General features: G+C 65.6%; 13 protein-coding genes and 1 pseudogene. 3 read left to right on the top strand and 11 right to left on the bottom strand.

The features are described from left to right. Positions 1-21 precede the first annotated feature (21 nt). Positions 22-1113 carry a dihydrodipicolinate reductase gene (locus H977_RS0131600; protein WP_029111621.1) on the top strand — a complete coding sequence of 364 codons (1092 nt, stop codon included), beginning with the start codon at positions 22-24 and terminating at the stop codon, positions 1111-1113. Here H977_RS0131600 and H977_RS0131595 read toward each other — a convergent pair. From H977_RS0131595 to H977_RS0131570, 6 genes are read right to left on the bottom strand one after another with little or no spacing between them, the layout of a single operon-like run. Next, on the bottom strand, positions 1070-2527 hold the full coding sequence (locus H977_RS0131595; RefSeq protein WP_029111620.1) for a class I adenylate-forming enzyme family protein: 1458 nt from the start codon (positions 2525-2527) through the stop codon (positions 1070-1072). The genes H977_RS0131600 and H977_RS0131595 overlap by 44 nt on opposite strands. Then, positions 2524-3324, bottom strand: a complete 801-nt coding sequence (locus H977_RS0131590; protein ID WP_029111619.1) for an enoyl-CoA hydratase/isomerase family protein — start codon at positions 3322-3324, stop codon at positions 2524-2526. The genes H977_RS0131595 and H977_RS0131590 overlap by 4 nt, the downstream gene beginning before the upstream one ends. Next, complete coding sequence (locus tag H977_RS0131585) at positions 3321-4067, bottom strand: enoyl-CoA hydratase/isomerase family protein (RefSeq protein WP_029111618.1); 747 nt, start codon at positions 4065-4067, stop codon at positions 3321-3323. The genes H977_RS0131590 and H977_RS0131585 overlap by 4 nt, the downstream gene beginning before the upstream one ends. Continuing rightward, positions 4064-5308 carry an acyl-CoA dehydrogenase family protein gene (locus tag H977_RS0131580; RefSeq protein WP_029111617.1) on the bottom strand — a complete coding sequence of 415 codons (1245 nt, stop codon included), beginning with the start codon at positions 5306-5308 and terminating at the stop codon, positions 4064-4066. Before H977_RS0131580 ends, H977_RS0131585 begins: the two co-directional genes overlap by 4 nt. Next, positions 5305-6111 carry an enoyl-CoA hydratase/isomerase family protein gene (locus tag H977_RS0131575; RefSeq protein ID WP_029111616.1) on the bottom strand — a complete coding sequence of 269 codons (807 nt, stop codon included), beginning with the start codon at positions 6109-6111 and terminating at the stop codon, positions 5305-5307. Before H977_RS0131575 ends, H977_RS0131580 begins: the two co-directional genes overlap by 4 nt. Before the next feature lie 7 nt (positions 6112-6118). After that, positions 6119-7369 (bottom strand): hotdog family protein, encoded by a 1251-nt coding sequence (locus H977_RS0131570; protein WP_029111615.1) that lies wholly within the window; start codon positions 7367-7369, stop codon positions 6119-6121. A gap of 96 nt (positions 7370-7465) precedes the next feature. Between H977_RS0131570 and H977_RS0131565 the strand changes: the two genes are divergently transcribed. After that, the gene (locus tag H977_RS0131565; protein WP_029111614.1) at positions 7466-8287 is read left to right on the top strand and encodes an enoyl-CoA hydratase/isomerase family protein; all 822 of its coding nucleotides are present in this window, start codon (positions 7466-7468) and stop codon (positions 8285-8287) included. A 2-nt stretch (positions 8288-8289) separates the two neighbouring features. Here the strand turns inward: H977_RS0131565 and H977_RS0131560 are convergent, their stop codons facing one another. Continuing rightward, complete coding sequence (locus H977_RS0131560; protein ID WP_036477818.1) at positions 8290-9153, bottom strand: SDR family NAD(P)-dependent oxidoreductase; 864 nt, start codon at positions 9151-9153, stop codon at positions 8290-8292. 55 nt (positions 9154-9208) lie between these two features. Here H977_RS0131560 and H977_RS0131555 point away from each other — a divergent pair, with 55 nt between their 5' ends. Further along, entirely contained in the window at positions 9209-10771 is a 1563-nt protein-coding gene (locus H977_RS0131555; RefSeq protein WP_036477815.1) for a class I adenylate-forming enzyme family protein, read from the top strand. Between the two features lie 6 nt (positions 10772-10777). Here H977_RS0131555 and H977_RS0131550 read toward each other — a convergent pair whose 3' ends face one another. The 4 genes and pseudogenes from H977_RS0131550 to H977_RS0131540 all read right to left on the bottom strand — a co-directional run bounded on the left by H977_RS0131550 (position 10778) and on the right by H977_RS0131540 (position 13633). Further along, positions 10778-12085, bottom strand: coding sequence for an amidohydrolase family protein (locus tag H977_RS0131550; protein ID WP_029111611.1), 1308 nt, complete (start codon positions 12083-12085; stop codon positions 10778-10780). Between the two features lies 1 nt (position 12086). Then, positions 12087-12335, bottom strand: coding sequence for a Zn-ribbon domain-containing OB-fold protein (locus H977_RS36195; protein WP_353589814.1), 249 nt, complete (start codon positions 12333-12335; stop codon positions 12087-12089). 9 nt (positions 12336-12344) lie between these two features. Then, positions 12345-12488: pseudogene (locus H977_RS36190) on the bottom strand (zinc ribbon domain-containing protein); the annotation flags it as partial. Further along, complete coding sequence (locus tag H977_RS0131540) at positions 12488-13633, bottom strand: acetyl-CoA acetyltransferase (protein WP_029111609.1); 1146 nt, start codon at positions 13631-13633, stop codon at positions 12488-12490. The gene H977_RS0131540 and the pseudogene H977_RS36190, both read right to left, overlap by 1 nt. Between the last annotated feature and the right edge of the window lie 17 nt (positions 13634-13650).

Here is a 13650-nt window from a genome sequence, read left to right as displayed (position 1 = left end):
GCGTCATCGAGGAGGGGTTCTATGGCAATCACCGTCGTCCATGCCGGAACAGGTTTGACCGGACGCGAAGCGCTTCGCGGGCTGATCGATGACCCGGATCTGGAACTCGTCGGATTGCTCGTGTCGAGCCAGGACAAGATCGGCAGAGACGCGGGTACCTTCTGCGGACGTGGCGACACCGGTGTGCTGGCCCATGCTGATCTCGATGCCGTGCTGCGGCAGAAGCCGGACTGCGTTTCGTACTGCTCGACGGCTGTCGGCCGTGAAGAAGCGGCGTACCAACAGATCGCACAGATCCTGCGGTCGGGAATCAACGTCGTAACGATCTCGACGATTCCGATGGTCTACCCGGCCGCGGCGCCGGAATCTTGGCGTGATCTGCTCGAAACTGCTTGTCTGGCAGGAGATTCGACATTCTACGCCTCGGGGTGTGAGCCGGGGATCGTCAGCATGAATCTACCGGTCGCGCTATTAGCCGGTGCCGGCCGGGTCGACAGCTACCGAATGGACGAGTACGCCGTGAACATGGACCTGGTGTACCCGATTTGGGATGTGCTGCACGAGTCGATGGGTTTCGGGAAGCCGGATGGACACGTGCCGGCACGTATCGCGTCGGGCAAGGTTCGCCATGATTGGGAATCGGTAGTGCGCTATATCGCCGACGTGCTACGGCTGCAGCTGGATTCGGTGGACCTCGACTGGGAGACGCTGCTCGCTCCCAAGGACCTGGAGACAGCTTTGGGAGTGATAGCCCAAGGAACCATTTCTGGTCACCGGTGGCAATTGGCCGGCATTGTCGACGGACAACCGGTCGTGGCCGTGCAGTACTTCGCCACGGTGTCGTCCACACCGTGGCCGGGCTCGTGGCCGAAGCCCGAAGGCGGCGCAGGGATGGTTCACCGGATCGTCGGGCGCCCCAGTCTGAGGATGCAAGTGTGCTTCGACGACGGGCCAGGCGAACGCGCGAACCCATCGCTGGCGTTCACCGGGCAAGCCATCGTCAACGCGATTCCACATGTCGTCGCGAACGCACCCGGACTGCTCAAACCCGTCCTGGGACGATCCGTCGTCACACGACAATCCCGTGCCGGCCATCAATCAGATTACGCTTGACCACCTTGCCGACATCATTGCGCGGTAACCGCTCCACGAACACGATACGGGCGGGTACCCGATAGGGCGTCAGTCGCTCCCGGCACCACGCCTCCAGCGTCTGCTCGGTGACCGTGTCGTCCAGGCGGGCCACGAAGGCCCAGGGCACCTCGCCGAGGCGTTCGTCGGGGACCCCGACCACTGCGGCTTCGCGCACCCCGGCGGCAGCCAGCAGGACATCCTCCACGGTGCCGGGGAACACTTTCAGCCCACCGCGGTTGATCATGTCCGACACTCGGCCGTCGAGCCACAGGAAACCGTCGTCGTCGAACCAGCCCAGATCGCCCGTGTGGAACCAGCCGTCATCGGTAAGCCGATCCAGGAAGGCCGGGTCGATCTTGCGGGCGGCCGTTGTCGGGGTGCGCACCATCACCTCGTCCTCGGTGATGGTGACGTCGATACCAGGCAAAGGGCGACCGACCGAACCGAGTTTGGTCTCACCCCATTCGCGGGCGTCGGCGGCCGACCAGCCCACCACCTCGCCGCCGAGCTCAGTCTGTCCGTACGAATTCAGCACCAGCACACCGAATCTCTCACGGAACCGCGCGGCCTGAACGGGCGAGAGCGGCGCGGTGATGGACCGCACGATCTTCAGCGGTGACAGGTCGGTCACGGTCTCGTCGTGCAGCACCATGGTCAGCGCGGCCGGCGGCAACACGGTGGAACGCAACTGATGTCGTCGAACCAGCGCCGCGAAATCCTCCGGGGCGAAGTGGTTCATCAGTACGACTCCGGATCCGGCCCGGAACGCGAACAGTACCTGATAGATACCGGCCCACAGGGACAGCGACAGCGGGACCAGATTGGGCATGGGCGCACGTTTGGGTTTGTCGGGGTCCGGTTTGCCGCGCAGTTTGGTCAACAGCCGGTCGATGAGATCGAGCACTGTGGCGTGGCGTAGCGGCACCGGTTTGGGTTGCCCTGTCGTGCCCGAGGTGAACTGCAGCAGTGCCACGTCGGCGCCGTATTGCCGCGGATTCTCCTGCGCCCCACCAGTTGCAGCGAGTTGCCAGGACAGCCCTGAGCCCACGATGACCGGTAGTGCCGACGACGAGAAGCGATGTGCCAGCTCGGGTGTCGTGATGACGGCCACCGGTCGAAGAGTGGCCAGCTGGGATATCACCTCGGCGTCGGCAGCCCGCGGATTGAGCGGGGTGTAGACGGCTCCGGCGCACCAGGTGCCGAAAAGTCCGGCGATGGTGGTTGCTTCGTTGGGTAGCATCGCCGCAACCACCTGGCCGGTCTCAACTCCGGCCTCGGTCAGCAGCTCGCCGAGCCGGAGGGCTGAGGTCATCAGATCCTCGCGCAGCACCTCGAGGTCGACCGTGTATACGGCGACGGCGGGCAGGTCGTCCAGCAGTTCGGTCAGGCTCATGACTGCGCCTCCAGGGGCAGCCAGCTGGGACTGCGTTTTTCGGCAAAGGCTTTCGGGCCCTCGTCCTGGTCGGGGTGACCCCACATCGAAGTCAGATGTTTCGCACCGACGTGGCACGCGTCGGTCAGCCCGCATTCCAAGGCGCCCCACAGTGCCCGTTTGGTGGCCCGCATCGCCGCGGGTGAGTTCCTGGCGATCTTCTCCGCGAGTTCCTGCGCGACATCGCGTAGGTTCTCCGGCGGATCCACCACCTGGCTGACCATGCCGAGTTCGTACGCGCGTTGCGCTGTGAGCCGCTCATGGCTGCCGACCAACGCCATCCGCAGCACAGCCTCAGCGGGCATCTTGCGCATCAGGGCGATCGTCTCCAGAGCGCTGACCTGACCGATCGACACATGCGGGTCGACGAACGTGGCGTTCGAGGAGGCGATGACGATATCGGCGTCGGCCACCCAGTGCAGGCCGCCGCCGGCGCACACACCGTTGACCGCGGTAATGACGGGTTTACCGACATTGCAGTGCCAACCGGTCAGGCCGAGGTCGAGGGAGGCCATGGTCTCCTGGAACTGCTGCACCGCTTCGCCATCGAGTTCGTCGACATCGGCGCCCACCTGGAAAGCGCGTCCGTTGCCGGTGTGCACGATGACTCGGACGTCGGCGTCGGCATCCAACTCGGCCCACGCCCTGCGGAACTCGTCGCGCATGACGACGTCGTAAGCGTTGAGCCGGTCGGGGCGGTTGTTGATGATCCATCCGACGGGACCGCGCCGCTCGACGATCAGTCGCTGGTAGGTCATGACACCTCCGTGGGCTGGTTGTGCATCTCTCGGATCGCTTCCGCCGCCTCTTGGCGGGCTTGTGTCAGTCCGACCTCGAACGACCGCCACAGCGCCTTTTTGGTCACCCGCATCGCGGTAGGGGAGTTGATCGCGATCGCGGCGGCCAGCGTTCCGGCCGCCGCGCGCAATGCGTCGTCGGGCACGACTTCGGACACGATGCCGAGCTGATAGGCACGCTGGGCAGAGATCCGTTCACCTTTGCCGCTCAACGTCATTCGGGTGATCGCCTCCATCGGCGATTTGCGTAGCAGGGTGATGGCCTCGTAGGCGACGGCCTGCCCCACTGACACGTGTGGATCGACGAAGGAGGCGCGTTCGGCCGCGATCACGATATCGGCGTCTGCGACCAGATGCAGGCCGCCCCCAGCACAGACTCCGTTGACCGCCGCGATCACCGGCTTCCAGACATCGCAGTGCCAGGACGAGATCTTCAGCTCGGCGTCCCTGGTGCGCCGGGAGTGCTTGCGCATCGCTTGTTTGTCGCAGGCGACTTGCACGACGTCCATCCCGGTGCAGAACGAACGTCCGTTGGCCGTGTTGACGATGACCCGCACATCGGGGTCGGCGTCGAGGTCGGCCCACGCGGCCTCCAGTTCGTCGAGCATCAGCGCGTCGAAGGCGTTGCCTGCATCTGGCCGGTTCAGGATGAGCCAGCCGACCCCGTCGGATTTCTCCACCACTATGCGTTCGTAGCCGGTCACGATCGCGGGATGTCCTTCCAGGGCTTGCCCTTCCACGGATCGGGCTCCTTGGGCAGGCCGAGCACACGTTCGCCGAGGATGTTCTTGTTGATATCGGTGGTGCCGCCCTCGGTGCCGTTGGCCAGGCTGCGCATCCAGCCGTGGACCTCCCTAGGCAACGCGTCTGCGTCCTCGGTGGCGGGCCAGGCCAGCGCTCCCGTACCGACCAGGTCGACCATCAGATCCTGGATCTGCTGGTTCAGGGTGGCCTGATGGACCTTGCCGATGGAGGATGCCGCTCCGGGTGACTGGCCGGCCTTGAGCGCCTCCCGGACCCGGACATTCGTCCAGCCGCGGATCTGCTCCTGGGCCCACAATCGCATGACCTTGTTGCGGATCACCGGATCGGACCAGCGGCCGGTCTCCTGTGCGAGCGTGATCAACCTTTGCGCGCTGGAGCCGCCGAGGCGGCCCATACCACCCGAACCTGAGCCCGACACCATCTGGCGTTCACTCGACAGCGTCGACGCGCTGACCCGCCAGCCGTCGTTGACTTCGCCGACTCGATGCGCATCGGGCACCCGGGCGTCATCCAGGAACACCTCGTTGAACTCGCGCTCACCGGTGATCTGCCGCAGGGGTCGCACCTGGACGCCGGGCTGGTGCATATCGAGCAGAAAATAGGTGATGCCTTGGTGTTTGGGCTGGTCCGGGTCGGTGCGGGCCAACAGTATGCCGAAGTCGGCCTGATCGGCCCAGGTGGTCCATACCTTCTGGCCGGTGACCACCCAATCATCACCGTCGCGGACGGCGCGAGTGGCCAGCGATGCGAGGTCGGAACCGGCGCCGGGCTCGCTGAACAGCTGGCACCACTTCTCTTCGTTGGTCACGATCGGCGGGAGAAAACGCAGACGCTGTTCCTCGGTGCCGTGGCTGAACAACGCGGCCGCGGCATTGTTGAGGCCCAACGGGTTCAACCTGGTCAGCCGCAGCGGTGCCAGCACAGACTCGATACAGCGGGCCACCGCGGTAGAGATGCCGAGACCACCGTGTTCGGGAAGCCAGGTCGGCGCGACGAGGCCGGTCGCCGCGAAGGCGGGATACCAGGCTCGATAGTCGGCTGGGGTGCGGACGGCGCGCAGTGCCTGGGGGCCCTGCGCTGCAGCGGTACGCCAGAGCACGGGTACCTCGGCCTCCGCCCACATCCGCACAGCTGCGACCGCATCGTCGGTACTGGTGGTCTTGTCGATAGGTAGTGTCATCGGCCCTGAAACTCCGCATTCCGTTTGTCCCGGAAGGCGGCCAGTCCCTCTTTGAAATCGTCACTTCGGCTTGATAATTCGAGGGCCATGGCCTCGTTGTGCAGGTGCCGGTCCAGGTCCAGCCCGCGGCCACTCTGCAGCAGCCACTTCGTCAGCCCCAGGGCAACCGTGGGAGCCGCGGCCAGCCGGCCCACCAGTTCGTCTGCCGCCGAATCCAATTGATCGACGGGATGGGCACCGTGGATGATGTCCCAGTCGGCGGCGTCGGCCCCGGAGATCTCCTCACCGAGCATCAGCAGCCGTCTGGTGCGCACCATCCCGATCACGCGCGGCAGCAGCCACGCCGCGCCGCTGTCCGGGCTGAACCCGCGGGCCATGAACGGCTCCCAGAACCGGGCATCGGTGGCGGCCACGCAGAAGTCGGCCGCCATGGCGATGTGGAATCCGAGTCCGGCGGCCCAGCCGCGTACCACGGCGACGACGGGCACCTGTGTCTCGAGCATGAGTGGGATGAGCCGGTTCGCTTTGTTCGGCATCCGGCGCTGCGTGCTCCCGACCCGCGGTTTACGTTCGGAGCGCGCGTTGTTGGCGATGAGGTCAGAGCCCGCGCAGAAGTCGGGGCCGTTCGCGTCGATGCGGATGACCCGGACCGTCTCGTCGATGCCTGCGGCCGCGACGTGATCGATCATGGCGTCGAGAACGGTGTCGTTGACTGCGTTGCGGCGGTCGGCACGGTCGAATGTGAGACGCAACTCGGGGCCGGTGTGTTCGACCACGAGTCCGTCGACGCTGGAGTAGGCCATCGGTGTATCAGCGCTCGGCGAACTGTGCCGAGACGGCGGTCAGCAACTCGGCGAGGTCGGTCGCCCCGCCGGGTGGATCGGGTAGCCGAACAGGTCCGCGCTCGCGACTGGGTAGCAGGATGGTGGCCCGGCCGGGCGTCGTGATCTGGCCCCGCTGGTTGGTGGCCGCAAGTTCGATTTCGACCGCCGGACGGTCACCATCGGCGAGGAACTTGCGTGTCACGGTGCCGTTGATGGTGTGGAGGTCCCCGACGTAATTGAACAGCCGGAACTCGCAGTCCAGTTTCCACAACCACGCGTCGTCACCCATCCAGTCTGTGCACAGGTGGATGAGCCAGGTCTCGCGCATCCGCCCGTAGTCGAACGTGGTGGGATTGCCGGCATTACGGGCGGCGTCGGGCTCCCAGTGCACCCGCTGCTGGACATCGGGGACGCCGTGCTCGTTGGGAGTGTAGAACCGCGGTATGCGTTGCCGATTGCGCCATGCCAGTCGCAGTGGGCGCACGCCGTACATTCCGGTTCCCATGCCGACGTGCCAGCAGACCATATCGGTCACCGTGAGTGGTCCCTTGGTCAGCGGTCCGATGGCGTCGCCCTCGGACACGTCTTCCCACCAGCGTGGTTCGGCGCCGCGCGGGGTCTCGTGCGGATAGCGGGCGTCGATCTCGGCGATCTGCTCCGGGGTCCAGGTCCTGAGTTCCACCGCTTCGTACTTCTTGCGGCCGCGCGCCTTACTTCGCTCGGTGCGGATCATGTTGCGGTACTGGCCGCCCAGGATGGTGCCTTCGTCATCGCGGAACACCTGGGCAGACCACTCGTGGATGGCGCGCCCGGCGAAATCGCTGCTCTTGTCCAGGGCCGCCACCAGGGCATTGCGTCGGAATACCCGGTGCCCGGCACGCAGCGGTGCCCACCATTCCCGGGATGAGGACGCGTAGAACGCGTGCACGCCGCGGAGCGGATCGCCTTTGGTCAGCGCCCGGTCGACGTCGGACAGTTCGGTGACCTCGTCCTCGCCGATCAACGTGTCGCCGCCGACGAGGGCGGGCGGCGCGATCGGCTGGCCCCAGACCGACTTGGTGGCGTAGTCGGGCTCGCACCACAGCGGGTTGGCGTCTCCATAGCTCTCCGCGACATGGCGGAAGGCGTCCTCGTTGGGACGGTAGTAGTGGGGTGGCTGAGTGTGGGGGACCGCGATGCCGACAGTGGCCCGCAGCCGGTCCAGGCCCGCGCCGGTGATCTGGCCGGTCTCGGTCATCGAGCAGCCTCCTCGTAGTACGTGTCCTTGGTCATGACCAAAGTGAGAATTAAGATACCCGAAAAGTGGAAATGCCGTTAACGGGGTGTGGGTGGAATGTCAGAAGAATCGTCAGGGATCAGGGTCGACGCTGGGGATGATGGCGTACGCCGCATCGTGATCGATCGTCCGGATGTCGGAAATTCGTTGTCGCCCTTGGCGCGAGACGCTCTCGCGGACGTCCTGGCCGACGCACAAGCGGACACCGGTACTCGAGCCGTGCTCTTGACCTCGGCCGGGTCGCGACACTTCTGCGCCGGCGCCGGACTGGCGTCCCGGCCCGGGGGCGCGGATGCCCAGCCCGCACTCGACCGGCGGCCGGGCGATATCGCCCGAATGCTGGAGCAGGGCTGGCAGCGGTTGGTAAATGCCGTACTCGACTGCGACAAACCGGTTGTGGCGGCTGTCAACGGGACGGCGGTAGGTGCCGGTGCCAGCCTCGTGCTGGCCTGCGACATCGTGGTGATGGCCCGCCAGTCCACCCTCGTGGAGGCGTTCGTGCACCGCGGGATTCTGCCGGATTCCGGGGCAGTGCACCTGCTCACCAGGATCGTGGGCCTGCGCAAGGCCACCGAATTATTGATGCTCGGCGAACCAGTGGATGCCGATGAGTGCCTTCGTCTCGGTCTGGTGAACCGTGTGGTGTCGGCGGAACAGGTGGATCAAACAGCGGATGCATTGGCCGTGCAGTTGGCAGCGGGCCCCTCAGTGATGCTCGCGCTCACCAAGCGTCTGCTGTCGGTCTCGTCGGAGTCCCCGCGCGAGCGTGCGTTCGAGCAGGAGGCCTGGGCCGCTGAACTGATCTCCCGGACAAGCGATCTGCAGGAAGGTCTGCGCGCGTTCGCCGAACGCCGCTCGCCCCGCTTCACCGGGCGCTGAGCTCAGCGGGCGGCCGGACCGCCACGGATGACGAACGACGAGCTGTCGTCGATCCGGTCGATCGCTTTGGCAACGCCCTCGGCCGTCAGGGCGGTGTCTTCGATTCCCTTGGTCACGCCGATGAAGACTCTGGACACCTTGCCCGCCCCGACTGAATAGATGTGCGCCGTGCGTTCGCAGCCGCGGTGCGCCAGATAGATCACCACCGGGGTCACCAGTCCCGGATCCATCGCTTTACCCGCCTCGCCCATGATCTCCTCGGTCATCCTGGTGCGCGCGATGGGGGCGATGGCGTTGACGGTGATGCCGCTGCGTGCGCCCTCGATCGCCAGCACGTGCATCATGCCGACCAGGCCCATCTTGGCCGCACCGTAGTTGGCCTGACCGAAGTTGCCGAAAAGTCCGGTACCCGAGGTTGTTTGCACGATTCGGCCGTAGTTCTGTTGCCGCATCACCGGCCACACCGCGCGTGTCACGTTGAAAGCGCCGGTGAGGTGCACAGCGATCACCGCGTCCACCTGGTCGGCAGTCATGTTCTTGAAGGCTGCGTCGCGCAGGATGCCGGCGTTGTTCACCAGGACGTCGACGCGCCCGAATGCCTCGGTCGCTGCCGCGATGATGGCCTGGCCGCCAGCCTCGGTGGCCACCGAGTCACCGTTTGCGATGGCGGTGCCGCCGTCGGCGGTGATCTCGTCCACCACTTTCTGTGCGGCCGACATAGAAGCTCCGCTGCCGTCGACCGCGCTGCCGAGATCGTTGACCACTACCCGCGCGCCACGGCGGGCCAATTCGAGTGCGTGGCAGCGACCCAGGCCCCCGCCCGCTCCGGTGACGATGGCTACCTGGTTTTCGAATGTGATTGACATGAGTGAGAGGTTACATTTGCATCAACGAGAATTTGCATTTGCATCGGAGGATCTAATGACAACCGATCTGCTGGGTGATGCGCCATCGCGCGCCGCACGCTTACGCTCGCGATACCGCGCGGCCGGCGTGTGGTCCGAACGGCCGCTGGACCTCGTTCGCTTCACCGCGGCAAGGTATCCCACGCGGACCGCGCTGATCACTCGTGGCGTCGAACTCACCTATTCGGAATTGGACGAACGTATCGACCGGGTCTGTCAGACGCTGACCGAGGCCGGCGTCGTGGAGGGCACTCCGGTCGTCGTCGTCGTCGGCAATGACGTCGACTCGGTGGTGGCCGTCCATGCCGTAGAACGCAGGGATGCCGTGGCGCTGCTGATGCCACGCAGCGCCGGAGCCGCACAGGTGGTCGACATCGTCGATCGCACCGGAGCGGCGTTCGGCCTCGCACCGAATTGGCCCGATGACGCGAAACCGGATTTGGCGGGGCGCTGCACCTGGATCGCGGGCCCGGCCACGACGACCGCGCCGGCGTCGATCTGGCCGCAGCGCCCCGCCGATGAGCCGTCGTTCGTGCTGTTCACCTCTGGTACCACCGCACGACCTAAAGGGGTCGTCCACTCGCTGAGCACCCTGCGCAAGGCCTCGGCCAACTACATCGCCGCCGCCGGGCTGAGTGCGGGGGACCGGATCTTCCTGATCAGTCCGCTCGCTTCGGTGACCGGGGTGGTGCAGGCACTGTTCATCGGTCCGATGCTCGCGGTGCCGGTGGTGTTGGAGGATCGTTGGGAACCCGCGGCCACTTGCGAACTGCTGCTGGCTGCGGGTGCGACCTGGTACGGCGGGCCCGACCGGCTGCTGGACCGGCTGCTCGACGAAGCGGTGGCACGGGACCGGGCGGTACCGCTGCGGGCGGTGTACCTGGGCGGCACGATGCTGGATCACCGGATCGTCGAGCGCATCGAGGACGATTTCGGGATCGTCGTGATGCGTGCCTACGGGTCGTCGGAAGTTCCGGTCAGCACCTCCGGTCGGCGCACCGATACACGGCGGGCGCGGCATGCCGATGACGGACTGCCGTTGGCGGACGTCGAGGTCCGGCTGGGCTCCGCCGGGGATCCCGCGGAATGCTGTATCCGCGGCCCGCACACGTTCCTGGGCTACACCGATGCCGAGGCCGATACCGCCGCTTTCGAGGGGGAGTGGTTCCGCACGGGCGATATCGCCGCGGTGGCGGACGGGCGCGTGCGTATCGTGGGGAGGATCAAGGACATCGTGATCCGCAACGGCATGAAGATTCCGGCCGCTGAAGTGGAGGAGGCGGTGGCCAGGATCGCCGGCGTGCGCGAATGCGCCGCCTACTCGGTGCCCGACGCGACCACCGGAGAGAGGCTCGCGGTTGCATTGGTGCTCGAGGGGTCCACGGAACTTTCCCTGCGAGAGGTGACGGCAACGCTGCTCGCTGCCGGCCTGCCCAAGTACAAGCTGCCCGAGGAATTGGTGTTCTGGGACCAGCCGCTGCCGGTCAACGCCAACGGCAAGGTGGAACGAAAAGGATTGCACCAGAACGCAAACGGTCGGCCCCGCGCGGTGGCCGACCGTCTGGCTACGACGCCGTGATGTGTGCTAGCGCTTGGCGTCACCGCTGACGTTGATCGTCGCCTTGTTCATCCGGGCCTGCCAGTCCGACGAGCTGTCGTCGTGCTCTCGCTTGGACAGCGCCTGGATGGACACGTCGTGGCCCTCGGCGGCCTTACGCAGGCTCCCGACAGTCGCCTGCTCCTTGCTGATATGGGCGAAGGGATCCCAGTGGTACCAGCGCATTGCATTCTCATACGTCATCTTGTTGATGTCGGCGTCCGGGACGTCGAATTTCTTGACAACCTCGTCGAGCGCTTCAGGGGCGTCCGGCCACATGGAATCCGAATGCGGGTAGTCGGCCTCCCAGCAGATGTTGTCGATGCCGATCTGATGGCGCAGTTCCACGCCGACCGGATCGGAGATGAAACAGGTCAGGAAGTGCTCCCGGAAGAACTCTGATGGCTTCTGATCGCCGAAGTCCTGCCCCGTCCATGTGGAGTGCATCTCGTAAGTCCGGTCGGCACGGTCGAGGAAGTACGGGATCCAGCCGGTGCCGCCCTCGGAGAGGGCGATCTTCAGGCCGGGGTAGGTCTTCACGGGTTTGGACCACAGCAGGTCCGCCGCGGCCTGCACGATGTTCATCGGCTGCAGTGTGATCATCACGTCCATCGGGGCGTCAGGCGCGGTGATCGCCAGCCGGCCCGATGAGCCGATGTGCACGTTGAGCACCGTGTCGGTGTCGACAAGCGCTTCCCACATCGGTTTCCAGTAGTTTAGATCGTGGAAACTCGGGTAGCCCATCGCGGCCGGGTTCTCGGTAAAGGTCAGCGAATGTACTCCGCGGGCGGCGTTGCGACGGATCTCCTTTGCGCACGCTTCGGGGTCCCAGATGACCGGAAGGGTCATCGGAATGAAGCGGGCGGGATAGGCCCCGCACCACTCCTCGACGTGCCAGTCGTTGTAGGCCTGCACAAGGGCTAGGGAGAACTCGTGATCCTCGGTGGCGAACAGCCTTCCGGCGAAGCCCGGGAACGACGGGAAGCACATCGAGCCGAGGATGCCCCCGGCGTTCATGTCCTTGACGCGCTCGTCGACCTGAAAGCAACCGGGCCTGATCTCGTCGAGTCCCTGTGGTTCGAGGCCGTACTCTTCCTTCGGCCGACCGGCCACCGCATTGAGTGCGACATTGGGGATTACGACGTCGCGGAACTGCCAGGTGTCGCTGCCGTCGGCGTTGTGCAACAAACGTGGCGCGTCGTCCTGATACTTCTTGGCCAGATGGTTCTTGAACATGTCGGGCGGCTCGACGATGTGGTCGTCGACGCTGACCAGGATCATGTCGTCCTTGTTCATGTCATTTCCTCTCGAGTGCCGGTGTGAGTGGCTTGAATACGGGAACGACGAAGCCGTCGTCGTCGTGACGGAAGTCGAGGTGCAGCGGCAGTCCGGCCTCCAGTACGTCAGGGGAGCAGTGCTCGATATTTGTCATCAGCCGGGGCCCCTCGGCCAGGTCGACCATGGCGACCAACGAGGTTGCAGGGCCCTGGTGGACGACCGTCCAGGTGTACAGCGTGGCGCGACCGCTCGCGGGAATCGAGGACACTTCTTCACTCCAGCAGTAGGGACAGAACGGTCGGGGATACAGGGAATTCCGGCCACATGATGCGCAAGCAGTGACCAGCAACGTGCCGTTCTGGACAGCGGCCCACCACGTTTCGCTGTCGCTGTCGGTTATCGGCCGGTTGGGGGCGTTCATCAGTTCCTCCCCAGGATCATGGTGGCGCTGTGGCTGAAGAAGCCGCCCATCGCATGCACGCAGGCGAGTTTGGCGTCGTCGACCTGGCGGTCACCGCATTCGCCGCGCAGTTGCCGAACGGCTTCGACGAGAAGGAACATGCCGCGCATACCTGGGTGACAGGACGCCAGCCCGCCTCCGTCGGTGTTGGTGGGCAGCGTCCCACCGGGCCGCAGCGCGCCGGATTCGATGAACTTCCCGCCATCGCCCTTGGCGCAGAACCCGAGATCCTCAACGGTCAAAAGTACGGTGGCGGTGAAGGAGTCGTAGAGCTGGCAGACGTCGATATCCGCTGGCTGCACTCCGGTCCGGGCGAAGGCTTCCGGTCCGGACACCGCCGCCGCCGACGTGGTGAAGTCGCCCCATTCACTCATGCTGACATGCGAGGCCGCGTCGGCGGATCCGAGGATCCAGACCGGGTCCTTGGCGCACGAGCGGGCGACGGCTTCACTGGCGAGTACCACAGCGCCGCCGCCGTCGGTACGCAGGCAGACGTGCTTGGCGGTGAAAGGGTCTGCCAGCATGGGCGCCGACGCGACGTCGGCCAGGGTGATGCGGTCGCGTTCGAACGCATTGGGGTTCATGGCGGCCCACTCGTGCGCAGCCACCGCCACCTCGGCGAGTTGCTCTACGGTGGTGCCGAATTCGATCATGTGCCTGCGCGCTGCCATGGCGTATTTGGCTATCAGGGAGGCGCCGTACGGGGCCTCGTACTGCATCGCGCCGCCGGTGCTCATCGCCGCAACCGACCCGCGCACCCGGCGTTTGACATCGGAGCGAGCGGTGGACCCGTAGGTGAGCAGGATGACGTCGACCTCGCCTGTCGCGATGGCCGCGACCGCATGTCGAGCCATTACCTCCCAGGAGGATCCGCCGACATTGGTGGCGTCGACCCAGCGCGGCCGCAGCCCTAGGTATTCGCTGACCTCGATCGGCGGGAGCAGTGTGCCGTGGCCACCGAAGCCGTCGACATCGTCCTTGGTCAGCCCCGCATCGCTGACGGCCCGGCGCGCGGCCTGGGCCATCAACCCCATCGCAGTCATCTGGGGAACCCGTCCGCAGTCGGAGAGGCCGGCCCCCACGACAGCAACACGTCTGGTTGGCATAGCCCATGTTAACCACA

The organism is Mycobacterium sp. URHD0025 (assembly GCF_000426065.1).
GTDB lineage: Bacteria > Actinomycetota > Actinomycetes > Mycobacteriales > Mycobacteriaceae > Mycobacterium.
This window is presented reverse-complemented; position numbering and strand designations above follow the sequence as displayed.